Origin of the sequence: Rhizobium sp. T1470 (assembly GCF_042140505.1) — a bacterium.
GTDB lineage: Bacteria > Pseudomonadota > Alphaproteobacteria > Rhizobiales > Rhizobiaceae > Rhizobium > Rhizobium favelukesii.
This window is the reverse complement of record NZ_CP148091.1, coordinates 1,821,204-1,844,052: the sequence shown is the minus strand read 5'-3', so window position 1 is coordinate 1,844,052 and position 22,849 is coordinate 1,821,204. Positions and strand designations below refer to the sequence as shown.

At 59.1% G+C, this 22,849-nt stretch carries 19 protein-coding genes and 4 tRNA genes; 7 read left to right on the top strand and 16 right to left on the bottom strand.

Features of this window, described 5'->3' with window-relative positions:
- Positions 1–73 precede the first annotated feature (73 nt).
- The 10 genes from rpoB to tuf form a co-directional block, all read right to left on the bottom strand.
- The gene (gene rpoB / locus WGT02_RS09225; RefSeq protein ID WP_024318426.1) at positions 74–4,213 is read right to left on the bottom strand and encodes a DNA-directed RNA polymerase subunit beta; all 4,140 of its coding nucleotides are present in this window, start codon (positions 4,211–4,213) and stop codon (positions 74–76) included.
- 256 nt (positions 4,214–4,469) lie between these two features.
- The gene (gene rplL, locus WGT02_RS09220; RefSeq protein WP_024318427.1) at positions 4,470–4,847 is read right to left on the bottom strand and encodes a 50S ribosomal protein L7/L12; all 378 of its coding nucleotides are present in this window, start codon (positions 4,845–4,847) and stop codon (positions 4,470–4,472) included.
- A gap of 58 nt (positions 4,848–4,905) precedes the next feature.
- Entirely contained in the window at positions 4,906–5,424 is a 519-nt protein-coding gene (gene rplJ / locus WGT02_RS09215; protein ID WP_024318428.1) for a 50S ribosomal protein L10, read from the bottom strand.
- A 318-nt stretch (positions 5,425–5,742) separates the two neighbouring features.
- Positions 5,743–6,435 carry a 50S ribosomal protein L1 gene (gene rplA / locus WGT02_RS09210; RefSeq protein WP_024318429.1) on the bottom strand — a complete coding sequence of 231 codons (693 nt, stop codon included), beginning with the start codon at positions 6,433–6,435 and terminating at the stop codon, positions 5,743–5,745.
- Positions 6,436–6,439: 4 nt separating this feature from the next.
- Positions 6,440–6,871, bottom strand: a complete 432-nt coding sequence (gene rplK, locus WGT02_RS09205) for a 50S ribosomal protein L11 (RefSeq protein WP_024318430.1) — start codon at positions 6,869–6,871, stop codon at positions 6,440–6,442.
- 142 nt (positions 6,872–7,013) lie between these two features.
- Positions 7,014–7,544, bottom strand: a complete 531-nt coding sequence (gene nusG, locus WGT02_RS09200; protein ID WP_024318431.1) for a transcription termination/antitermination protein NusG — start codon at positions 7,542–7,544, stop codon at positions 7,014–7,016.
- 17 nt (positions 7,545–7,561) lie between these two features.
- Entirely contained in the window at positions 7,562–7,762 is a 201-nt protein-coding gene (gene secE, locus WGT02_RS09195; protein ID WP_007531587.1) for a preprotein translocase subunit SecE, read from the bottom strand.
- Positions 7,763–7,950: 188 nt separating this feature from the next.
- Positions 7,951–8,026, bottom strand: a tRNA-Trp gene (locus tag WGT02_RS09190).
- Positions 8,027–8,166: 140 nt separating this feature from the next.
- The gene (locus WGT02_RS09185) at positions 8,167–9,060 is read right to left on the bottom strand and encodes an NAD(P)-dependent oxidoreductase (RefSeq protein WP_208248199.1); all 894 of its coding nucleotides are present in this window, start codon (positions 9,058–9,060) and stop codon (positions 8,167–8,169) included.
- A gap of 668 nt (positions 9,061–9,728) precedes the next feature.
- The gene (gene tuf / locus WGT02_RS09180) at positions 9,729–10,904 is read right to left on the bottom strand and encodes an elongation factor Tu (protein ID WP_037069361.1); all 1,176 of its coding nucleotides are present in this window, start codon (positions 10,902–10,904) and stop codon (positions 9,729–9,731) included.
- A gap of 273 nt (positions 10,905–11,177) precedes the next feature.
- Between tuf and WGT02_RS09175 the strand changes: the two genes are divergently transcribed.
- Positions 11,178–11,687 carry a hypothetical protein gene (locus WGT02_RS09175; RefSeq protein ID WP_024316573.1) on the top strand — a complete coding sequence of 170 codons (510 nt, stop codon included), beginning with the start codon at positions 11,178–11,180 and terminating at the stop codon, positions 11,685–11,687.
- A 64-nt stretch (positions 11,688–11,751) separates the two neighbouring features.
- On the opposite strand, the gene WGT02_RS09170 is transcribed toward WGT02_RS09175, so the two are convergent.
- Positions 11,752–11,825: transfer RNA gene (locus WGT02_RS09170), tRNA-Gly, on the bottom strand.
- 26 nt (positions 11,826–11,851) lie between these two features.
- Positions 11,852–11,936: transfer RNA gene (locus tag WGT02_RS09165), tRNA-Tyr, on the bottom strand.
- Between the two features lie 206 nt (positions 11,937–12,142).
- Here WGT02_RS09165 and rlmB point away from each other — a divergent pair.
- The 5 genes from rlmB (at position 12,143) to WGT02_RS09140 (ending at position 15,493) form a co-directional block, all read left to right on the top strand.
- A complete protein-coding gene (gene rlmB / locus WGT02_RS09160; protein ID WP_024316574.1) occupies positions 12,143–13,033 on the top strand; it encodes a 23S rRNA (guanosine(2251)-2'-O)-methyltransferase RlmB in 891 nt (296 codons plus the stop codon).
- 615 nt (positions 13,034–13,648) lie between these two features.
- Positions 13,649–13,780: a hypothetical protein gene (locus tag WGT02_RS09155; protein ID WP_263622994.1), complete on the top strand. Its 132-nt coding sequence runs from the start codon at positions 13,649–13,651 to the stop codon at positions 13,778–13,780.
- Positions 13,781–13,908: 128 nt separating this feature from the next.
- A tRNA-Thr gene (locus WGT02_RS09150) sits at positions 13,909–13,984 on the top strand.
- A 216-nt stretch (positions 13,985–14,200) separates the two neighbouring features.
- The gene (locus tag WGT02_RS09145; RefSeq protein WP_208248201.1) at positions 14,201–14,974 is read left to right on the top strand and encodes an NAD kinase; all 774 of its coding nucleotides are present in this window, start codon (positions 14,201–14,203) and stop codon (positions 14,972–14,974) included.
- 3 nt (positions 14,975–14,977) lie between these two features.
- The gene (locus tag WGT02_RS09140; protein ID WP_024316576.1) at positions 14,978–15,493 is read left to right on the top strand and encodes a hypothetical protein; all 516 of its coding nucleotides are present in this window, start codon (positions 14,978–14,980) and stop codon (positions 15,491–15,493) included.
- Between the two features lie 16 nt (positions 15,494–15,509).
- Here WGT02_RS09140 and WGT02_RS09135 read toward each other — a convergent pair whose 3' ends face one another.
- Positions 15,510–16,625, bottom strand: a complete 1,116-nt coding sequence (locus WGT02_RS09135; RefSeq protein ID WP_208245192.1) for an IS630 family transposase — start codon at positions 16,623–16,625, stop codon at positions 15,510–15,512.
- 28 nt (positions 16,626–16,653) lie between these two features.
- Here WGT02_RS09135 and WGT02_RS09130 point away from each other — a divergent pair, with 28 nt between their 5' ends.
- Positions 16,654–16,938: a LexA family transcriptional regulator gene (locus WGT02_RS09130; protein WP_225039569.1), complete on the top strand. Its 285-nt coding sequence runs from the start codon at positions 16,654–16,656 to the stop codon at positions 16,936–16,938.
- A gap of 142 nt (positions 16,939–17,080) precedes the next feature.
- On the opposite strand, the gene prfB is transcribed toward WGT02_RS09130, so the two are convergent.
- From prfB to WGT02_RS09115, 3 genes are all read right to left on the bottom strand, one after another.
- Positions 17,081–18,212 (bottom strand): peptide chain release factor 2 gene (gene prfB / locus WGT02_RS09125; RefSeq protein ID WP_208248203.1). Its coding sequence is split into 2 segments (ribosomal slippage): positions 17,081–18,142 and positions 18,144–18,212, totalling 1,131 coding nucleotides; the frame shifts between segments, so codons are not numbered across the junction.
- A 100-nt stretch (positions 18,213–18,312) separates the two neighbouring features.
- The gene (locus WGT02_RS09120) at positions 18,313–20,760 is read right to left on the bottom strand and encodes a penicillin-binding protein 1A (protein WP_208248205.1); all 2,448 of its coding nucleotides are present in this window, start codon (positions 20,758–20,760) and stop codon (positions 18,313–18,315) included.
- A 242-nt stretch (positions 20,761–21,002) separates the two neighbouring features.
- On the bottom strand, positions 21,003–22,259 hold the full coding sequence (locus tag WGT02_RS09115; protein WP_210363290.1) for an N-acetylmuramoyl-L-alanine amidase: 1,257 nt from the start codon (positions 22,257–22,259) through the stop codon (positions 21,003–21,005).
- Between the last annotated feature and the right edge of the window lie 590 nt (positions 22,260–22,849).

Below are 22,849 nucleotides of genomic sequence, written 5' to 3'. Positions count from 1 at the left end.
CTGCCCGGCCGACACGTACGGGGCCAGAGCGGGAACGGTGCGCGCTGCGTTGCAGCGCACACCCTATCGGTGGTTACTCGGCGGCGTCCGGCAACTGGCCGGCCTGCTGCTCGTCGACCTTCGAATTCTCGAGTTCGACAGAGAGACCGAGCGAGCGCATTTCCTTGACGAGAACGTTGAAGCTTTCCGGAATACCGGCTTCGAACGTATCGTCGCCACGGACGATGGCTTCGTAGACCTTGGTACGGCCGGCGACGTCGTCCGACTTCACCGTCAGCATTTCCTGCAGCGTGTAGGCTGCACCGTATGCTTCCAGAGCCCAGACTTCCATTTCGCCGAAGCGCTGTCCGCCGAACTGCGCCTTGCCGCCCAGCGGCTGCTGGGTAACGAGCGAGTAAGGACCGATCGAACGGGCGTGGATCTTGTCGTCGACAAGGTGGTTCAGCTTCAGCATGTAGATGTAGCCAACCGTGACCTGGCGGTCGAACTGCTCACCGGTACGGCCGTCGTACAGCGTCGACTGACCGCTTTCCTTGAGACCAGCCAGAGCCAGCATCTCGTTGACGTCACCTTCATGAGCACCGTCGAAGACCGGCGTTGCAATCGAAACGCCGCGCTTCCACTGGTCAGCCAGACGCAGGACCGAGTCATCGTCGAAGTCCTTGACCTGTTCGGCCTTCGGACCGTCGCCGACAACGTCGCCGATCGTCTTGCGCAGCGGCTCGATGTTGCCGCTTGCCCTGTAGGCTTCCAGCATGTCGCCGATCTGGCGGCCCATACCGGCGCATGCCCAACCAAGGTGGGTCTCGAGGATCTGACCGACGTTCATGCGCGAAGGCACGCCCAGCGGGTTCAGAACGACGTCGACGTGCGTGCCATCTTCCAGGAACGGCATGTCTTCGACCGGAACGATGCGCGACACGACGCCCTTGTTGCCGTGACGGCCGGCCATCTTGTCGCCTGGCTGGATCTTGCGCTTCACAGCAACGAAGACCTTGACCATCTTCATGACACCCGGAGGCATTTCGTCGCCGCGCTGGACCTTTTCGACCTTGTCCATGAAGCGCTGCTCAAGGCGCGACTTGGATTCGTCGTACTGGCCACGCAGAGCTTCGAGTTCGCCCTGGACCTTCTCGTCTTCGACCGCGAACATCCACCACTGCGAGCGCGGGTATTCGGAGACGACGGCGTTTGCCAGCTCGGTGCCCTTCTTGAAGCCCTTCGGGCCCGCAATGGCGACCTGGCCACGCAGCATGTCGACCAGACGACCGTAGACGTTACGGTCGAGGATCGCCTGCTCGTCGTCGCGGTCCTTTGCAAGACGCTCGATCTCTTCGCGCTCGATCGCCATCGCGCGCTCGTCCTTCTCAACGCCATGGCGATTGAAGACGCGCACTTCGACGATCGTGCCGTAGGTGCCGGGCGGCATGCGCATGGAGGTATCGCGAACGTCCGAAGCCTTCTCACCGAAGATGGCGCGCAGAAGTTTTTCTTCCGGCGTCATGGGGCTTTCGCCCTTCGGCGTGATCTTGCCGACGAGGATATCGCCCGGCTGAACTTCGGCGCCGATGTAGACGATACCGGCTTCGTCGAGGTTTTTCAGTGCTTCTTCCGATACGTTCGGAATGTCGCGCGTGATTTCTTCCGGACCAAGCTTGGTGTCACGCGCCATCACTTCGAATTCTTCGATGTGGATGGAGGTGAACACGTCGTCAGCAACGATACGCTCGGAGAGCAGGATCGAGTCTTCGTAGTTGTAACCGTTCCACGGCATGAACGCGACGAGCGCGTTGCGGCCGAGTGCCAGATCGCCCAGGTCCGTCGACGGACCGTCGGCGAGGATGTCGCCGCGGTTGACCTCGTCACCGACGGTGACCAGCGGGCGCTGGTTAACGCAGGTATTCTGGTTCGAACGCTGGAACTTCTGCAGGCGGTAGATATCGACGCCGGACTTGCCAGCTTCGAGGTCTTCCGTCGCACGGATAACGATACGCGTCGCGTCCACCTGGTCGACAACACCACCGCGGCGGGCGCCGATAGCAGCACCGGAGTCGCGGGCGACGACCGGCTCCATGCCGGTGCCGACGAACGGAGCTTCGGCGCGCAGCAGCGGCACGGCCTGACGCTGCATGTTCGAGCCCATGAGAGCGCGGTTGGCGTCGTCGTTTTCCAGGAACGGGATGAGAGCGGCAGCAACCGAAACGACCTGCTTGGGCGAGACGTCCATCAGGTTCATACTGTCGCGCGGTGCGAGCATGACTTCGCCGGCGTGACGGCAGACGACGAATTCGTCGGTGAAGGAACCGTCGGTGCCGAGCTCGGCGTTCGCCTGCGCGACGTAGTACTTCGCTTCTTCCATGGCAGAGAGGTAAAGAACGTCGTTCGTCACCTTGCCATCAACGATGCGGCGGTACGGGCTTTCGATGAAGCCGTACTTGTTCACGCGGGCGAAGGTCGCAAGCGAGTTGATCAGACCGATGTTCGGGCCTTCCGGCGTTTCGATCGGGCAAATGCGGCCGTAGTGGGTCGGGTGAACGTCGCGGACTTCGAAGCCTGCGCGCTCGCGGGTCAGACCACCTGGGCCAAGAGCCGATAGACGGCGCTTGTGGGTGATTTCCGAAAGCGGGTTCACCTGGTCCATGAACTGCGACAGCTGCGAGGAGCCGAAGAATTCACGAACGGCAGCAGCTGCCGGCTTCGCGTTGATCAGATCCTGCGGCATGACCGTGTCGATTTCGATCGAGGACATACGTTCCTTGATCGCACGCTCCATGCGGAGCAGACCGAGACGGTACTGGTTTTCCATCAATTCGCCGACGGAGCGAACACGACGGTTGCCGAGGTTGTCGATGTCGTCGATTTCGCCCTTGCCGTCGCGCAGTTCGACCAGCATCTTGACCACGGCCAGGATGTCGTCCTTGCGCAAGATGCGGACGGTGTCTTCGACGTCGAGATCAAGACGCATGTTCATCTTCACGCGGCCAACGGCGGAGAGGTCGTACCGCTCCGCATCGAAGAACAGCGAGTTGAACATGGCTTCGGCCGAGTCCATTGTGGGCGGTTCACCCGGACGCATGACGCGGTAGATGTCGAACAGAGCGTCCTGGCGGTGCTCGTTCTTGTCTGCCGTCAGCGTGTTGCGGATATAGGCGCCGACATTGATGTGGTCGATGCCGAGAACCGGGATCTCGTCGAAACCGTTCTGCAGGATGACAGGCAGCGTCTTCTCGTCGATCTCGTCGCCGGCCTCGAGGTAGATTTCACCCGTCGAGTAGTTGACGATGTCTTCGGCGAGGTAGTTGCCGTACAGATCTTCGTCCGTTGCCTTCAGAGCCTTCAGGCCCTTGTCCGCGAGCTGGCGGAGCAGACGCGGGGTCAGCTTCTTGCCGGCTTCGACAACGACTTCGCCGGTATCGGCGTCGACCATTTCGGTGATCGCCTTGGCACCCTTGAGGGTCTCAGGCGTAAACGGAATACGCCAGCCCTTGCCGTCGCGCTGATAGTCTGACTTCGTGTAGAAGGTCGACAGAATTTCTTCACCGTCCATGCCGAGCGCCATCAGCAGCGAAGTTACGGGGATCTTGCGGCGGCGGTCGATACGGGCATAGACGATATCCTTGGCGTCGAACTCGATGTCGAGCCAGGAACCGCGATACGGGATCACGCGGGCAGCGAAGAGCAGCTTGCCGGAAGAATGGCTCTTGCCCTTGTCGTGATCGAAAAAGACGCCCGGCGAACGATGCATCTGAGACACGATAACGCGCTCGGTGCCGTTGACGATGAACGTACCGTTGTTGGTCATGAGCGGCATGTCGCCCATGTAGACCGACTGTTCCTTGATGTCCTTGATGGACTTCGCGCCCGTATCTTCATCGATATCGAACACGATCAGACGGAGAGTAACCTTCAGCGGCGCGGCGTAGGTGAGGTCGCGCTGGCGGCATTCATCAACGTCGAACTTCGGCGGTTCGAACTCATAGGACACGAACTCCAGCATCGAAGCGCCGGAGAAATCCGTGATCGGGAAAACGGACTTGAAGACAGCCTGAAGGCCCTCGTCAGGGCGACCGCCCTTGGGCTCTTCAACCATCAGGAATTGATCATACGATGCCTTCTGAACCTCGATGAGGTTCGGCATTTCTGCGACTTCTGGAATCTTACCGAAAAACTTGCGTACGCGCCTACGACCATTGAACGAAAGGGTCTGAGCCATCGTCGCTCCTTCAAAATTGCATCCGGGCCTGCAACGGACGGGAACCGATGGCCAGTCGGCCCCGTCAATCAATGAGTAGTTCAATCTCGTCTCACTTCCCGAAATGCGAGGCCGGATTGCCTGCGCGTCTCGGTTCGAGACCATCCTCTTGAAGAACCCATTACCCAAAAGCCGTTCTCACGCGGCTTTTGGGTAATTCGTTCGACTAAACGGCAAATGGGAGGCGGGAAACCCACCTCCCAGATGCAGTTCAAGATTACTTAACGTCGACCTTGGCGCCGGCGTCTTCAAGCTTCTTCTTGATGTCAGCAGCTTCAGCCTTGGAAACGGCTTCCTTGACAGCCTTCGGAGCGCCTTCGACGAGGTCCTTAGCTTCCTTGAGGCCGAGGCCGGTGATGGCGCGGACTTCCTTGATGACGTTGATCTTGTTTGCGCCGGCATCCGTGAGGATGACGTCGAACTCGGTCTTTTCTTCTTCAACGACAGCAGCAGCGCCACCGCCAGCAGCAGCAGCAACAGCTACCGGAGCAGCAGCGGAAACGCCCCACTTTTCTTCGAGAAGCTTCGACAGTTCTGCAGCTTCCAGAACGGTCAGCGAGGAGAGGTCGTCTACGATCTTTGCGAGATCAGCCATGTTATCAGTTCCTTTTGTTCGGTTCGAACCGGTATTTTATAAACAGCAAAAAACCGCCTTATGCGGCTTCGTCCTTCTTGGCGTAAGCCGAGAACACGCGAGCAAGCTGGCTTGCCGGTGCTGCAACAACGCCTGCGATGCGGGTAGCCGGAGTCTGGATCATGCCCAGCAGCTTCGCGCGCAGTTCGTCCAACGACGGCAGGGTCGCAAGCGACTTGACTGCATCGGCGTTGAGCGTGGTTGTTCCCATGGCGCCGCCCAGTACAACGATCTTGTCGTTGCCCTTGGCGAAATCCACGACGACTTTCGGAGCGGTGATCGGATCAGTGCTGTATGCAATCAGCGTCTGACCGGTGAAGAGATTGGAAATCCCTTCCGCTTCCGTACCCTGAAGGGCGATCTTGGCCAGGCGGTTCTTCGCGACTTTGATGGTGCCGCCAGCAGCGCGCATCTTCGAACGGAAGTCGTTCATCTGCGCGACTGTAGCACCAGCATAGTGGGCCACGACAACCGAGCCCGAAGCCTTGAAGACTTCGTTCAGTTCCGTGACGAATTCGCGTTTTTCCGCTCTTTCCACTGCCTATCTCCAGTTGGCAGGACCTTTTGACGGGACCTACCGGGTTGCCTTTGCCTCCTGGGATCAGAAGAGATCCCAAGCGACGCTTGAGGATCCTGTCCCCTCGCGCTTCGCGCCAAAGAAAGGCCGAAGGCACAAGGCATCCAAGGCTCGAACCAAATTCCTAGAAGAGAACTTCATGCAATTCGGGTCTTACCCGTCTCATGCAGGCGAAGTGATTAAGGGAAAACCACCTGCAATCTCGGACAGGATTCCGGATTTCTCCGGCCCCTTGCGAGGCCGGAATTCATGAACCGGGCCGAAGCCCGGCGATATTATTTAAGCGGCCGTAACCGACGACGGGTCGATCTTGACGCCCGGGCCCATGGTCGAAGAGATCGCTACGCGCTTGACGTAGTTGCCCTTGGCGCCTGCCGGCTTGGCCTTGATGACCGCATCAGCGAAGGCACGGATGTTTTCTTCCAGCGCCCTGGCGTCGAAAGAGGCCTTGCCAATGCCGGCGTGAACGATACCGGCCTTTTCAACGCGGAATTCAACAGCGCCGCCCTTAGATGCCTTAACGGCACCAGCGACGTCCATCGTAACCGTACCAACCTTCGGGTTCGGCATCATCCCACGCGGGCCGAGAACCTTACCGAGGCGGCCGACGAGCGGCATCATATCCGGGGTCGCGATGCAGCGATCGAAATCGATCTTGCCGCCCTGGACGATTTCGACGAGCTCTTCAGCACCGACGATATCTGCGCCAGCTGCCTTGGCTTCGTCAGCCTTGGCGCCACGAGCAAAGACAGCAACGCGAACGTCGCGGCCCGTGCCGTTCGGCAGATTGACAACGCCGCGGACCATCTGGTCTGCGTGACGCGGATCAACGCCGAGGTTCATAGCGACTTCGATGGTTTCATCGAACTTCGCAACCGCGCGCTCCTTGACCATACCGATTGCAAGGTTCAGAGCGTAGAGCTTTGTGGGATCAACACCTTCGTTGATCTTCTTGGTGCGCTTGCCAGCCATGGTCTTATCCTACCACTTCCAGGCCCATGGCGCGGGCAGAGCCCTCGATCATCGCCATTGCACCTTCGATATCCGCTGCGTTCAGATCCTTCATCTTGGCTTCTGCGATCGACTTGATCTGAGCCTTGGTGAGCTTGCCGGCGGTAGCGCCCTTGCCAGGCGTCTTCGAACCGGACGTGATCTTCGCTTCCTTCTTCAGCCAGTAGCTGACGGGCGGCTGCTTCATCGCGAAGGTGAAGGACTTGTCCTGGTAGTAGGTGATGACGACCGGGATCGGCATACCCTTTTCCATTTCCTGCGTAGCGGCATTGAACGCCTTGCAGAATTCCATAATGTTAATGCCACGCTGACCAAGCGCCGGACCAATCGGCGGGGACGGGTTTGCCGATCCTGCCTTGACCTGAAGCTTGAGCTGGCCTGCAACTTTCTTAGCCATATCTCTCTGCCTTTCATTGATGACCGGTTGCCCGGCCAGTGATGCCGGATTTCTCCGGCGGCTGCGGTTGCGTGGTGCGGATCACAGGGTCCGGCTAAGACCCCTCACCTTCCACGCGGTTCGCGGCTCACACCGCGCCCGCTCAGACCTTTTCGACCTGAGCGTATTCCAGCTCGACCGGCGTAGCGCGGCCGAAGATCGACACCTCAACCTTCAGGCGCGAACGCTCTTCGTCCACATCCTGAACCGTGCCGTTGAACGACGCGAACGGACCGTCGGAAACGCGGACCTGCTCGCCAATCTCAAAGGTAACGGATGCCTTCGGCCGCTCGACGCCTTCCTGAACCTGGCCGAGAATACGCTCGGCTTCATAATCCGGAATCGGAACAGGCTTATTGTCGGAGCCGAGGAAACCAGTAACCTTCGGCGTGTTCTTAATCAGGTGGTAGGCCTCGTCCGTGAGATTGGCACGAACGAGAACGTAGCCCGGGAAGAACTTGCGCTCGGAATCGACCTTGCGGCCGCGACGCACTTCAACCACCTTTTCAGTCGGTACGAGGATCTCTTCAAAAAGATGCTCGAGGCCCTTCTGCCTGGCCTTCTCCTCGATGGATTCAGCCACCTTCTTCTCAAAATTCGAATACGCGTGGACGATGTACCAACGTGCCGCCATGTTACTACTCCACCCGATCAATTGCCGACGTTAAGCACGAAGCTCAACAGCCAGCCAATGAGCTGGTCAGCGGCAAAAAAGAACAGCGCGGCAAAGATCACCATTACAAGCACCATGACCGTCGAGATCATCGTCTCGCGGCGCGACGGCCAGGTAACTTTCGACGTCTCGGAGCGAACCTGCTGTAGAAACGTAAACGGATTGGATTTGGATGCCATCGACTGCCCACGCAATTACGGCGCGTAAAGCTGAAAATTCAGCCCCACGCACCGCGTGTCTGTTGAACCCTACATAAACATCGATTCCCGATTACACAAGAGGGAAACCGAAGTTTAACGAACTTAGCCATACGTCGCCTTTCTGTCCGAACCGCCGCGATATATCCGCGCTACTCGTTCAAGAAAGATGGCAGGGGCAGAGGGGCTCGAACCCACGACCTGCGGTTTTGGAGACCGCCGCTCTACCAGCTGAGCTATACCCCTTTACGCTTTACATTCAGCTTCTTGACCGACTGGCCGCGAAGCGCAACTGCAAGCATGGCGCTCCCTTTAAGGCGGCAGCGCAGGATTGGCAAGTGCGTTTTTCTATTTTTCCAATCCTGCAGTGCGGGAAACGCCTGCGATCAGACTTTCACATATTTGCGCCAGTCGTGCTCCTCCTTGAAGCCAAGCACTTCGCGGATCTTGCGGTTGGAGAGCAGCCCCTCGTATTCGCCGATTTCGCGCGTGAACGGCACGCTCGGATAGAATCGCCTGGCGAGTTCCCTCGACGGCGTATTGGCCGAGACCGTGTCGTTCGCGGCGTTGAAGACCTGGAAGCCCAAGCCGTCCTTCTCGATGCAGAGGCGGCAGATCTGGCCCAGATCACGGGCGTCGATATAGCTCCAGGCGATGCGCTTGCGCATTTCAGGATTGGAGAAATAGGTCGGAAACTTCTCGTACTCGTGCGGCTCGATGACATTGCCGATGCGCAGCGCGTAGATGTCGAAACCTGAGCGCTCCGCAAAAGCGCGGGCTGTCTTCTCGTTCACCACCTTGGAGAGGCCGTAGGAATCCATCGGATTAACATCGTAGTCCTCTTCCAACGGAAACTGATGGAAGTCGCGATGGCCTTCGGCAAAGCAGACGCCGTAGGTCGTCTCGCTGGAGGCGACGATGATCTTGCGGATGCCGAGCTTCACCGCTGCCTCGATGACATTATAGGTACCCATCGTGTTGATGCGGAACGTTTCGTTGTCAGGCTTGATGAGGATGCGCGGGATCGCGGCGAAATGCACCACGGCATCGAAAGGCTGGACGCCCCTGCCCGCATCAAGGTCGGGAAAGTCCCGATGCATCGAAAGCGCGTTGAAGATCTGGCCGCTGTCGGTGATGTCGGCGATCAGATTGGTCACACCGGGGCTATCAAGCGGCACCAGATCGACGTTGTGAACCTCGTAGCCGGCGTTGACCAGCCATGGCACCGCATGGCGCCCTGCCTTGCCCGAACCGCCCGTGAAGAGAATACGCTTTTTCATAGTTTCCTCCGCATATGAAATCGGAGGGATAGATAAAGGCTTTGCACTCAAGCGCAAGACCACTGCCTGCGCTGCGCTGTCACCACGCGGTGACGCGCTCCATTCTCATGAGGCGGCCAAGGCCAGTGGATGAAGACTTATCAGTGGGTGTTAAGAACTGAAGCCTAACTCCGAAGAGCCCTGTTCACACGAACCCATTTCCTCTTGACCGAGTGGGCGATACGGTCGAGCCGCCTATCCCATGTTCGTGCGCAGCCGAGCATTCGCCCAAGGTGTCTTGGACCGGTGGAAAGTGGTCTTCTCAGGATGGACGCAGTGGGTCGGATTCGGCTTTGCGTGGGTGAAATGAATGATCCGGACGTCCGCCGGAGCGCTCTTGCCGTGCTGGTGATTCCACTTAGGCTCCAATGCGATGGTCTGGCCTTCAGCTAGTCGATTGAGCACGTCCTGTTCACTTCCTACGAAGAAGTTGGGCGGGCCACCGCAGCGCGCTGCGCGAAGACACTTAAACCGCGGGTTCCAAGGAAAAGTTCAACCCTTTACCCGCTCCCCGGTGACGACACGCCTCCCAAGCACACCAGAGGCCGGAGCATCATCACAATGTTCCGGCCTCTCAATGTATAAGCCCCGCTGTTTCCAGCGGGGCTCTATCAATTCGATCCAGGTCGTTACTCGACGATGGAGGCAACGATGCCTGCGCCGACGGTACGGCCGCCTTCGCGGATCGCGAAGCGCAGCTTTTCTTCCATCGCGATCGGAACGATCAGCTCGACGTCAACCGTGACGTTGTCGCCAGGCATAACCATTTCCGTGCCTTCCGGCAGCGTGACGATGCCCGTCACGTCCGTCGTGCGGAAGTAGAACTGCGGACGGTAGTTCGTGAAGAACGGCGTATGACGGCCGCCTTCTTCCTTCGTCAGGATGTAGGCTTCGGCCTTGAACTTCTTGTGCGGCTTGACAGAGCCCGGCTTGCATAGGATCTGACCACGCTCGACGCCGTCACGGTTCACACCGCGAACGAGAGCGCCGATGTTGTCGCCAGCCTGGCCCTGATCGAGCAGCTTGCGGAACATTTCAACGCCGGTCACCGTCGTCTTCGAGGTCGGGCGGATGCCGACGATTTCGACTTCTTCGCCAACCTTGACGATGCCACGCTCGACGCGGCCGGTCACAACCGTACCACGGCCCGAGATCGAGAACACGTCTTCGATCGGCATCAGGAACGGCTGGTCGATCGGACGCTCAGGCGTCGGGATATAGGCGTCAACGGCTGCCATCAGCTCGCGGATCGCGTCTTCGCCGATCTTCTTGTCCGAGTCTTCCAGAGCAGCAAGAGCCGAGCCCTTGATGACCGGAATGTCGTCGCCCGGGAAGTCGTAGGACGACAGCAGTTCGCGCACTTCGAGCTCGACGAGTTCGAGAAGCTCGGCATCGTCAACCTGGTCGACCTTGTTGAGGAACACGACAATCGCAGGAACGCCGACCTGGCGAGCCAGCAGGATGTGCTCGCGGGTCTGCGGCATCGGGCCGTCAGCAGCCGAGCAAACCAGGATCGCGCCGTCCATCTGCGCCGCACCGGTGATCATGTTCTTGACGTAGTCGGCGTGGCCGGGGCAGTCAACGTGAGCATAGTGGCGGGCTGGGGTCTCGTATTCGACGTGGGCCGTCGAAATGGTGATGCCGCGGGCCTTTTCTTCCGGCGCAGCGTCGATCTGGTCGTACGCCTTGAACTCGCCGAAATACTTCGTGATCGCTGCCGTCAGAGACGTCTTGCCGTGGTCAACGTGGCCGATCGTGCCGATGTTAACGTGCGGCTTGTTGCGCTCAAACTTACTCTTTGCCATTTGAATGCTTCCTGTGAACGAAATGGATGACCCCGGCGAACCGGTTTAGTGCCGCCGTTTAAGGCTTTCGGGGAAATTGCGCAAGACCTAATTGCGGACGGTATTCCTAGCCCGATTCCTGACCCGGGCACGCATAGGGCAGCAAGCATCCAATCGGCAACCTGCACTGCAAATAGCAGCGAAGATATATTCCCGAAGAACGCGCGCGACCGGCCAAGAATATGATACTACTTCATTTGCTGCGCTCACGCGGAAGCACTCGGAGACAACGCAATGGAACCGAAGGAAATTGCAAAGCGATCCGCAGGCAACTTTCTGATCTTTGCCGCCTGCGCATTCATACTGTGGATTCTTGCCGCCGCGATCGACTGGGTCGCACAGCTTCTGCGCCTGTCCTCGCCCGAGCGCCTTCCGGCTCTGGCGACATCCATTGTCAACTCGTCGACGCTGCAGGCGATTGTGGCCATATGGCTGCTCACCGCAGCATTCGCGATCGCCTTCCCGAAGATGCTGACGCCGCTTTCGGCCACCACCACTTTGATGTTCGATGTCGGATATGGCATTCTCGGTGCCCTGACCGGCTTCGGCATCGCCATCGGGCTTTTCGGGGGCGGCTGGTCGATCCTGCTGCGCGCCCTGATCTACAGCGCGATCATAGCAATCGGATTCATTGCCGTCCGCGCCTGGCTTTCGAGGGAAGACCTCAGTGCCTACGGACAGACGAGGTGGATGATCGCCGGCATCATCGCGCTCGCCTCGCCTCTTGTGCTCTTGTGGGGCTAGCAGCCACGCAGAAGCAGTGCAAGCCGTGTAAAACGTCTAGGTGAATACCGGACTTTCGGAAATTTGGAGCGGGTAGCGGGAATCGAACCCGCGTATTCAGCTTGGAAGGCTGCTGCTCTACCATTGAGCTATACCCGCGGGGTGGTATCCGATCCAATGACGAATGGTGGAGAGAGTTGGATTTGAACCAACGTAGGCTGAGCCAACGGATTTACAGTCCGTCCCCTTTAACCACTCGGGCATCTCTCCAGTCTTTTCGTCCGGATCGCGAGACCAAGCTCGTCAGACTTTCGAAGCGTTGCCACCCCTCGGTCTGCGCCGCGTATATGACCGGACGATTTCCGCATGTCAACACGATGACGATGGAAAAAATGTGAAAAATTTCATCGGCAGCGGAAAGCCGGGCTCCTGAAAGAAATCCTATGCGGAAAGAAGCGCCCTCGCTATAAAGCCGCATGAGCAAAGACAACAAAACCGGTGGCAAGCCCACCGACGACAAGTCCGCCAAGGACACACATTATGCAAACTTGCGCCGCGCGCATCGCGACAGCAAGCGCGAGCGCGGCGAGATTCCGACACCCACACCACAGAAGCGCCGGCGTGGCGCCGAGGACTGGAAACCTCCGGCACTCGCGCCTGATCAGGTCTATCTTTACGGCCTGCATACGGTTCGTGCTGCGCTCGACAACAAGGAGCGCAAGAACGTCAAGCTGTCGGTGACTCAGAATGCGCTTGCCCGTCTCGAGATCGATGCGGATACGCTCGGCATTCCGGTCGAGACCGTTTCTCCGCAGGATATCGACAAGGTCCTCGGCCCCGACGCGATCCATCAGGGTGTGATGCTGGAAACGCGGCCATTGCCCGTTCGACGGCTGGAAGCACTGAAAGGCAGCCCGCTGCTTCTCGTGCTCGACCAGGTGACCGATCCGCACAATGTCGGCGCAATCATGCGTTCCGCCGTTGCCTTCAATGCCGGGGCTGTCATCACCACGCAGCGCCACAGCCCGACCGAATCAGGCGTGCTGGCAAAATCAGCCTCCGGTGCCCTGGAACTCATTCCCTATATTCAGATCACCAATCTGTCAGACGCGCTTGGCGAACTGCACAAGCTTGGCTTCTTCACGATTGGTCTTGATTCGGAAGGCCCGGCTCCGCTCGAGAGCACATTCTCAGGTGACAAGGTGGCGCTGGTGCTGGGCTCCGAGGGCAAGGGGCTGCGGCAGAAGACGCGCGAAACCGTCAGCGCACTAGCAAGGCTCGACATGCCGGGTGCTATCAAGTCTTTGAATGTGTCCAACGCGGCGGCGATCGGTCTCTATGCGGCGAGGCTGCATCTGAAAGTATGATGGGATCAGCGGCAGATCGTGGCAACAGAGGGAATGCCGCGATCCCCTTCGTTCTTCGATCGGCGGCACTTTTTTGCCAGTTTGCGCGCTGAGCGACGCGGCCAACGCGAATAGCAATTTCGCCCTGTCACCGGCCGGAGACTGCGCGACAGCCGTTGCAAGGCTCGATCCTTCGATCTTCCACATTGAGGGCTTCTGGCTCGTACTGATGAGCGCCAACGAAGCATCCCTTTCATTCGACTGCGGGACCACGGCAACTTCGGGAAAAGCAACGAGGAAGGCGGCAAGCCATTGCTGATGATCAGAAAAAAACGAAGTCGCCTCGCTTTTGACGCTGCCGTTTTCTATAGCTGTCCCGCACTCGAACAGGAGGAACGTATCCCATATGGCCATCCGCTCCCTCATTGTCGGCACTCTCTTCGTCGCTGTATTCGTCGCCATCATTCTCAGCATCGCTTGGATCGACAAGTCGCAGCCAACGCACGAACCCTCTCCGCTTGCACCTGCCCCTGAACGCCCCATCCCAACGCCAATGCCGTAAACGCTCGGCGATCGCCCGGGAAACAGTAGATCGGCCCCGTGCGTTTGCCTCGTACGATTTTGAAAGAGAGAAACGTGCGGGTGATGATCGCCGTCATTGTTTTCATGGTTGCCTCGGTGCTGACCATCACAATGATGTCACCATCAGGCGCCGGGAAGACCGGCGACGCCTTGCAAGCGAGCGTGCGGCAGACTGCTCAGAATTAGGCTTGGGAACCGGACGCCGCAATCTCGTTGCGTTCGCCAATCTCCGGCGGTCAGGTGGCACCAAAGAAATCAAGATCGCGCCGATTTCTGCTTTACAGGACGGCAGAATCTGGTACTTGGCAGGCATCGCCCTTGTAGCTCAGTTGGTAGAGCACCTGATTTGTAATCAGGGGGTCGCGGGTTCGAACCCTGCCGGGGGCACCATCCTTCTCCTTCTACTCAGAACTACCTACGCATTGACTTTGGGGCTGTTGCGCCGACGGTGTGAACCGAGGCGAGCTAGCTCTTCGCGTGAATGCCACCCTTCGAGTTGACGTTGGCTCCGTCCAGCGCCGCAGATGCACTTGACAAAATCGGCTTTTATTGGCGCCTAGACGCCAAGACTATGTTATCGTTCGTTGAATACGACAAAGGAATTACATGGGCCGTTCATTTCAGACGCTTTCCTTCCTTGCCTCCTCGGCAACCGAGGCGCTGGCGGCGCGGGAAGAGCTGATTGGCATTTATGGCGACGTGCCCCCTGATGATGCCGACGTCATCGTCGCCCTTGGTGGCGACGGGTTCATGCTGCAGACGCTGCACGGCACGATGAATTCCGGCAAGCTTGTCTACGGCATGAATCGCGGCTCTGTCGGCTTCCTCATGAACGACTACCGAACGGAGAACCTGCAGGATCGAATCTGCGCGGCTGTCGAAAACGCCTTTCACCCGTTGCAGATGACAACGGCGAATTCGGACGGCACGAATTTGACAGCCCTTGCCATCAACGAAGTGTCGTTGTTCCGGCAATCCTACCAGGCCGCCAAGCTGCGGGTCGAGGTGGACGGCGTCGTCCGGCTCGACGAACTCATCTGCGACGGCGTGATGGTGGCGACGCCCGCGGGTTCGACGGCCTATAACCTCTCCGCCCACGGACCGATCCTGCCGCTTGACGCACCGCTGCTGGCGATGACTCCGGTCAGCGCGTTCCGGCCGCGGCGTTGGCGCGGCGCGCTACTGCCCAACAAGGTGACAGTCGATATTCATATTCTCGAGGCGGAGAAACGTCCGGTCAACGCGGTTGCCGACAACACGGAAGTGAAATCGGTGCTTCATATTCGCATCGCTCAATCGGAACATACCACGGCGCGCATTCTCTCCGATCCTGATCGATCATGGTCCGATCGTATTCTTGCCGAGCAGTTTGAGGATTGAGAGATGAACCTGCGACGAACGACGCTTTGTGCATTGCTGCTCGCCGTGCCCGCACTCTGCGCTCGGACCGCTGCGGCAGACGACCCAGTCCTGCCGGCTTCGATCATATTCGCGACGAGCACGGGCTACTGGGAAGACGACGGCACGACGCCTGGCGTCCAACGCGCACCTTCAGCCTCTCAGACCGTGATGCCCGCTGCCGCTCCGGCAAAACCGCGCCACGGCTACTACAAATTGTTTGCTGTCAGGCAAGCAGACCGCACGGCCAAGATCTATCTGCAACAGATCGAGCAGGGCGACGGCGGACCAGCCATCGCCTCGACAGTGGAGTTGCAGGAACTCAACGATCTCAGGCCCTATGTCACCGACATCAGGCCCGAAAACTCCTCCGGCATACTCAAGGAGCCGGGGCTCTTTGCAATGATCTATTTGAAGACCGACCCGGACGTGGAATCGGAGACCTGGACTGTCGTGATCGATGAGTTTGGAGAGGTTACCGTCGGCAAAGCAAGCAACTAGTGCCGCGCCACAGAGATTATGACTCTTTGACGGGGTAAGCTTTGCGGAGCTTTTGGCGGGCTTTTTCGGTTGTGAACATCCATTGGATCTTTGCGCCATTAGCGTTGCGTTGCTGCTCCCAGGCTGCGACTTCGGCGATTATGGTGTCTTTATTGTCGATACGACGGTCGAGGCATTGGCTGCGCAGGACACCGATCTCGATCTCGACCATGTTGAGCCAACTGGCGTGCTTGGGCGTGTGGTGGAACTCCAGTCGCTTCAGCACCCTTCGAGCCTCCGGGGCTGGAAATGCGTCGTAAAGCGCCCCGGCGGAATGGGTGGAGAGGTTGTCCATCACCACGCGGATGATCGGGGCGTCGGGATAATCGACGTCGACCAGTTCGCGCATGCACTGGGCGAAGTCTTGGTTGGTTCGCCGATCGGTGACCTTCACCCTGCGCCAGGGCTGGTGGGCGTCCATGAAGACAAACAGATTGACCGTGCCGTTTCGGCGATACTCGCAGTCGTAGCGTTCAAGCTGGCCAGGCTTGGCCGCAATGGGCTCGCGCACTTCGCCGATGAGTTGGGTCGGGCTCTCGTCGAAGCAGACCACGGGCCTTTGTGGATCAGGCGTCTCTGCGTAGAGGTCGAGAACATCCTCCATGCGCGCGACGTATTCCCCATCGAGCTTTGGGATGCACCACATGTCTTTGCGCCAAGGTTTGAGATGATTCTCAGCCAGCCGGCGACGTACGGTCTCCGAGGACAACTCGTCATGATCGGTGAGTCGGACCATCTCATCGGCCAGAAGCTCCAGGGTCCAGCGGGCTCGCCCGGGCGGCGGCTTTGAGCAGGCGGTCGCCACCAACAGCGCCTCCTCCTTGCTCGATAGCTTGCGCTCAACACCCGGGCGCGGTTCTTCACTGAGCGCGCCTTCCAGATTGGCTTCCACAAACCGGCGCTTGGTCCGGTAAATCGTCGATCCGCTGACGTTCAAGGTTGCCGCGATCACCTCGTCGCTGAAGCCTTCGTCCGCCGCCACCAGGATCTGGGCGCGCTTGATCTTGCGCGACGCATGGCGTCCCCCGCTCAACAAAACGGCCAGTTGATCACGTTCCGATTGGCTAAGCTCTACGTGAAACTTTATATTCATCGACACCTCCTTCAGCGCGGAGACGCAGATGAATCCGAAAATGAGTCCCTCACTTGACCCGCAAGCCGCAACGGCAAGACATGGCCTTACGCAAGTCCAAGGCCAGTACCTGGCCTTCATCTACGCCTACAGCCGCATCTTCAAACAGCCTCCGGCCGAAGCCGACATGCGTCGCCACTTCGCCGTTACGGCTCCGTCTGTTCACCAGATGGTGCTGACCCTCGAGAAGGCAGGATTTATATCCCGCGTGCCAGGCGCAGCACGCAGCATCCAACTTCTCATCCCACCAGAAGACTTGCCCATTCTACGATAACCCAACCCGTCATAATCTCTGTGGCGCGGTACTAGCCGCGCCTCCATCGCTTCTGACGCTGACGGGTTCCCTCTTTAAGGGGGCTCCCGAGTGAATCGAAAAGGCCCGTTCGGGCCTCCTCCAAATTCAAACTTGAGAGCAGTTAGTCGATGTCGTCGACGACGGCGTCCGGCTTGCCGCTGATGCGGTGGGCGAGAGCTGCTTCCATGAACTCGTTGAGTTCGCCGTCCAGAACATCGCCAGGCGCCGTGCTCGCCACACCCGTCCGTAGATCCTTGACCAGCTGATAGGGCTGCAGAACGTAGGAGCGGATCTGGTGGCCCCAGCCGATGTCCGACTTGGAGGCGGCTTCGGCGTTTGCGGCGTCTTCCCGCTTTTTCAGCTCGGCTTCGTACATGCGGGCACGCAGCATCTCCCACGCCTTGGCGCGATTCTTGTGCTGCGAGCGTTCCTGCTGGCACTGTACCACGATGCCCGAGGGAATATGCGTGATGCGGACCGCGGAGTCTGTCGTGTTGACGTGCTGGCCGCCGGCACCCGACGAGCGGTACGTATCGATGCGGCAATCGCTTTCGTTGACGTCGATCTGGATCGAATCGTCGATGACGGGATAGACCCAGATCGACGAGAAGGATGTGTGACGGCGCGCATTGCTGTCGTAGGGCGAGATACGAACCAGGCGATGAACACCCGATTCCGTCTTCAGCCAGCCATAGGCGTTCTGGCCCTTGACCAGCAGGGTCGCAGACTTGATGCCGGCTTCTTCGCCATCATGGACTTCGAGAAGCTCCACCTTGAAGCGCTGACGTTCCGCCCAGCGGGTGTACATGCGCAGAAGCATGTTGGCCCAGTCCTGACTTTCCGTGCCGCCGGCGCCGGAGTGGACTTCGAGATACGTGTCATTGCTGTCGGCTTCGCCGGAAAGCATCGCTTCGACCTGGCGGCGCGCGGCCTCGGTCTTCAGACCCTTCAGGGCGTCCTCAGCCTCCTTGACGACGCCTTCGTCGCCCTCCTCCTCGCCCATTTCGATGAGCTCGACATTGTCGTTCAGCTGCTGCTCCAGCTGCCGCACGCCATTGATGCCATCGTCGAGCTGCTGGCGCTCGCGCATCAGCTTCTGCGCCTCGGAGGCGTCATTCCAGAGGTTCGGATCCTCTGCCTTGTTGTTCAACCAGTCCAGTCGTCTTACCGCCTGGTCCCAGTCAAAGATGCCTCCTCAGCAGGGTGATAGCCTGCTTGGTTTCATCGACCACGTTCTGGATTTCCGCTCGCATTTTCCTGCTTCTTTGCGTTGCTTCGAAAGTTGCCCGTCAAATAATTGTGGCGGCTGCGGATGTAAAGAGCCGCAGCCGCCACAACTGTTCGGGGGAAGGGTTAGTAGAGACCGCCGGCGCCGGACTGAACGGCCTGGTTGGCCTGCGGCGAGGTCTTCAAAATCTCCTCGGGCGCCATGGTGTTGTCCATACCGATGACCGAGAAGCTGTCGGCGGGACCAGTGCCCGGCTTGAAAGCTTCGATGATCGTGTTCGGATCACCTTGCGCTGCCGCCATGCCGGTCTTGCGGTCAATCGGAATGAGGTTCATCCCAGCGGGAATGACAAATTTGGAAGCCGGCATGTCCTTGACGGCAGCCTGCATGAATTCGTTGAAGACCGGCGCCGACAGCGAGCCACCCGTGCCACCGCGGCCGAGCGTCGAAGGCGAATCGAAGCCGATATAGAGACCGGCGACGAGATCCGGTGTGAAGCCCACGAACCACGCATCCTTCTCGTCGTTCGTCGTGCCGGTCTTGCCGGCCACATCGCGCTCACCGAGATCGACCTTGCCAGCAGCGGTGCCACGCTGGACGACGCCCTGCAGCATCGAAGTGATCTGGTAGGAGGTCATCGGATCAAGAACGGTTTCGCGATTGTCGACGACGTTGGGCTCTTCCTGGTTCTGCCAGTCGCTGGCGTTGCAGCCCTCACAGACGCGCTCCTCATGCTTGAAGATGGTGCGGCCGTAGCGGTCCTGGATCCGGTCGATCAGCGTCGGCTTGATCTGCTTGCCGCCGTTGGCGATGACCGAATAGGCCGACACCATGCGCAGCACCGTGGTCTCCCCGGAACCCAGCGACATGGCGAGAACCGGCATCATGTGATCGTAGATACCGAAGCGCTCGGCATACTCGGCAACAACGTTCATGCCGAGGTCGTTCGCAAGGCGCACCGTCATCCGGTTGCGCGAGTGCTCGATGGCAAAGCGAAGCGTGTTGGCGCCACCGCCCTCGCCTTCATAGTTGTCCGGCGCCCATACCTGGCCATTGCCGGTCTGGATCGAGAGCGGATCGTCGCTCACAACCGAAGCCGGCGTATAGCCATTGTCCATGGCGGCCGCGTAGACGAACGGTTTGAAGGACGATCCAGGCTGACGCATCGCCTGGGTCGCGCGGTTGAACTCCGACTGCGCGTAGGAGAAGCCGCCGACCATCGCGAGAACGCGACCGGTCTTCGGATCCATCGCCACCAGACCGCCCTCGACCTTCGGCGGCTGGCGAAGCCGGTAGGACCTCGAACCTTCGTCACCCAGCCGTTCGACGTAGACGACATCGCCGGCCGACAGGACGCCGTCTGGCGACTTTGCCGTCTTCCGGCCGGCAGCCGAGCGATACGCCCACTGCATGTTCTTGGCCTCGATGACACCGCGCTCGCGTTCAGCAGGGATCTTGCCGGCGCCATCCTTCGGCGGCTGCAGTCCGATGTCGACGCTATCGTCCGATACGGCCAGCACGACCGCCAATCGCCACTCGGACACGTCGATCAACGCAGGAATATCGGCCAGCGCCTTGCCCCAGTCCGCCGTCGTGTCGATCTGCTTGATCGGGCCGTGGAAGCCGCGGCGTTCGTCATAGGTCGTCAGGCCGTCCTGCAGCGCCTTGCGCGCGAAGACCTGAAGCTCGGGATCGAAGGAGGTACGAACGGACAGGCCGCCTTCATAAAGCATCTTCTCTCCGTACTGCTCGATCAGCTGGCGACGGACTGCCTCGGCAAAATAACCGGACGCAAAGAGCGAGGGACCGCTGCTTCGGCCAGTCACGCCAAGCGGCTGCTTCTTTGCCTCGGCGCCATCGGACTGGCTGACATAGCCATTCTCAACCATGCGATCGATGACCCAATTGCGGCGGGTGACCGCTGCTTCGGGATGACGGAAGGGATGATAGTTGGCCGGGCCCTTCGGCAGGGAGGCTAGGTAGGCCGCGTCGGCGATCGTCAGTTCATTCACCGACTTGTTGAAATAGGTGAGCGAGGCGCTCGCGATACCATAGGAGTTTAGACCGAAGAAGATCTCGTTCAGGTACAGCTCAAGGATCTTGTCCTTGCTGTATGCCTGCTCGATACGGAAGGAGAGGATCGCTTCCTTCGCCTTGCGCTCCATCGTCTGTTCGCTGGAAAGCAGGAAGTTCTTGGCGACCTGTTGCGTGATCGTTGAACCACCCTGCGTCGGGCCGCCGGTCAGGTAAGCGACGACCGCACGCGCAAAGCCGGTAACGTCGATGCCGGGATGCTGATAGAAGTTCTTGTCTTCGGCAGACAGGAATGCAGCCTTGACGCGATCGGGAACAGCTTGGATCGGCAGGAAAAGTCTGCGCTCCTTGGCGTACTCCGCCATCAGCGCACCGTTGCCTGCATGCACGCGGGTCGTCACCGGCGGCTCGTAGCTGCTCAGCACTGCGTAGTCCGGAAGATCCTTCGTGACGGTCGCCAGGTAAATGGCAACAACAGCCGCCACGCCCAAGAACAGGACGCAAGCCACTCCGAAGAAATATCCAAGAAGTCTAATCATATTTAAGCTACCGGTATCTCAATCATCGATCGGCGCGAGCATAACAATCGCATGGATCGGGGCATCTTGCACGTTGGGCGACTTACTCCATGAGCGTTTTCGCCACAAGCCGATTCAGTTTCACCTACGGAAACACAAGGCTGAGTAACGGCGTGAATGTGAGTAAAATAGGGCCTTGAAGCGCTATTCCCACATTGCGATTGTGTTACCCGACCGAGTGTCACATCTGGGCCACGGCTGAATCAGCCACCATTTGCAACCATCGCCGTGCGATAGTGCTTTACCGCTTCCGTCAGCAGGTCCGCCATCCTTCCCCGCCATGCGTCATCGAGCAGGAGTTTTTCGTCCTCCCTGTTCGAAAGAAAGCCCAGTTCCAACAGGATAGACGGCACATCCGGCGCCTGAAGAACGCGGAAGCCGGCATGGCGATGCGGGTTGTTGATTGTCCCCACCTGATCCTTGAAGGACGCGAGCACGCTCTCTGCCAGCGAAATCGAGAAAGCCTGCGTTTCGCGGCGTGTTAGGTCGAGCAGAATGTCCGCGACTTCGGGAGGCTCGGCCACGGTCTCCTTTCCGGCAATCTGGTCGGAAAGGTTTTCGCGGTCAGCCAGATCGGCGGCGAGCTTATCCGAGGCCCTGTCGGAGATCGTGTAGACTGTCGCGCCACGAATATCCTTCTGCTTCAGTGTGTCGGCATGCATCGAAATGAACAGACCTGCATGGTTCTGACGGGCAATCTCCACACGCTCGGAAAGCGACAGGAACGAGTCGTCCTTTCGCGTCAGAAATGCTTTGATGCCGCTCTCGCGGTTGAGACGATCGGCAAGCGCATTGGCAAAAGCGAGCGTTACGTCCTTCTCTTGCGTCTTGGTATCGACGCCGATCGCGCCCGTGTCGATCCCGCCGTGACCGGCATCGACGGCGATGATGAAATCGCCGTTGGCCGGCCTCTCCGGCGCGGGGATGGCACTGGTCGTCTGCTTAGAGGAAGGATCGCTCCATGACTGGGCCTTGACCAGTTCCGCGAACTTGTCCTTGTCCGTCATTGCGGCATCAAGGATGAGACGATGCCCCTTGCCGCCCTCATCTGCCTGAACCTTGGCGACTTCCATCTTCACCGGTTTCTTGGCCGTCAGCACGATACGGGCGCTGTCCTCATCCATCTTGCCGTAACGGATGTCCTTGAAAAGCCCCCTCGCCGAAAGGTCGCCGGCTGGGAATCCGAAGGCCGTCGCCGGGAGATCGATGACAACGCGTTCGGGATTGGCAATGTAATGGATCGAAAAGTCCGGTGCCCGATCGAAATCGATGACGATGCGGGTGCGGGCATCGTCGCCGATGATGCGGGCACCATAGGCGAGCAACGGCTCGACCTTCGCCACATCATCTGCTCTCACGTCCGGAAGAAATGCAAAAACCACAGCAGCGACGAACGCACCCGCAACCTTCGTCCTCCGCCATCCGGATATCACCGTCGCGGGTCGCACCCTCTTAAACAATCGACCGCCACACCTTAAATAACATTCCGATCAAGTTCTCCCGGTAAACGCGAAATTGCCGGTGTCGGCGCCGTTCGCGGCCGCGGAGCCGAATCGGCGCCCTTAATCCCCGATTTTGTATGCCTTCCAAAATCCATCAATATTATGGCACATTTGGCTTTTCCCTTGCTATTGTGACAGAGAAAACATACAAGGATTTTTAGGGTAGAAGTGCTGACGGGATAGAGTCGCCTGCACGGCAGCCAAACCGCTAAGGAACTGGCGCCACAACCGGCAATCGTCCGCCGTCAAATGTGTTTCCACTCGAAATTGGATCCTGAATTTTCCGGCGTATGCGGGAACTTCATCGGTGGAAAGCCACCAACCGCTCTTTACAGAGAGAGCAAACTCATCGGACCTGAACAAGGTCTTAGTTTTGTCGATCTCGCTTGGTCTTTGATGGTGTCGCAGCAGGTTTTATCTGAAGTCTACAGGCCCCGGGAGAACATCTCCCCCGCTGCTGTCTGGCTGCTGCCTTCCACACCGCACCAATCGCGACTTTCATTATCCGGCGCTGCAATGACGAGCCGCACCTCTTCTGTCTCATTGAC

Excerpts from the sequence above, each read along its gene's own strand:
- WGT02_RS09120 (WP_208248205.1), bottom strand. The coding sequence starts at position 20,760 with ATGATTAGACTTCTTGGATATTTCTTCGGAGTGGCTTGCGTCCTGTTC.
- secE (WP_007531587.1), bottom strand. The coding sequence starts at position 7,762 with ATGGCATCCAAATCCAATCCGTTTACGTTTCTACAGCAGGTTCGCTCC.
- WGT02_RS09135 (WP_208245192.1), bottom strand. The coding sequence starts at position 16,625 with ATGAATATAAAGTTTCACGTAGAGCTTAGCCAATCGGAACGTGATCAA.
- rplA (WP_024318429.1), bottom strand. The coding sequence starts at position 6,435 with ATGGCTGGCAAGCGCACCAAGAAGATCAACGAAGGTGTTGATCCCACA.
- rplK (WP_024318430.1), bottom strand. The coding sequence starts at position 6,871 with ATGGCTAAGAAAGTTGCAGGCCAGCTCAAGCTTCAGGTCAAGGCAGGA.
- nusG (WP_024318431.1), bottom strand. The coding sequence starts at position 7,544 with ATGGCGGCACGTTGGTACATCGTCCACGCGTATTCGAATTTTGAGAAG.
- rplL (WP_024318427.1), bottom strand. The coding sequence starts at position 4,847 with ATGGCTGATCTCGCAAAGATCGTAGACGACCTCTCCTCGCTGACCGTT.
- rpoB (WP_024318426.1), bottom strand. The coding sequence starts at position 4,213 with ATGGCTCAGACCCTTTCGTTCAATGGTCGTAGGCGCGTACGCAAGTTT.
- WGT02_RS09140 (WP_024316576.1), top strand. The coding sequence starts at position 14,978 with ATGAACCTGCGACGAACGACGCTTTGTGCATTGCTGCTCGCCGTGCCC.
- WGT02_RS09175 (WP_024316573.1), top strand. The coding sequence starts at position 11,178 with ATGGAACCGAAGGAAATTGCAAAGCGATCCGCAGGCAACTTTCTGATC.
- WGT02_RS09145 (WP_208248201.1), top strand. The coding sequence starts at position 14,201 with ATGGGCCGTTCATTTCAGACGCTTTCCTTCCTTGCCTCCTCGGCAACC.
- rlmB (WP_024316574.1), top strand. The coding sequence starts at position 12,143 with ATGAGCAAAGACAACAAAACCGGTGGCAAGCCCACCGACGACAAGTCC.
- tuf (WP_037069361.1), bottom strand. The coding sequence starts at position 10,904 with ATGGCAAAGAGTAAGTTTGAGCGCAACAAGCCGCACGTTAACATCGGC.
- WGT02_RS09130 (WP_225039569.1), top strand. The coding sequence starts at position 16,654 with ATGAATCCGAAAATGAGTCCCTCACTTGACCCGCAAGCCGCAACGGCA.
- WGT02_RS09185 (WP_208248199.1), bottom strand. The coding sequence starts at position 9,060 with ATGAAAAAGCGTATTCTCTTCACGGGCGGTTCGGGCAAGGCAGGGCGC.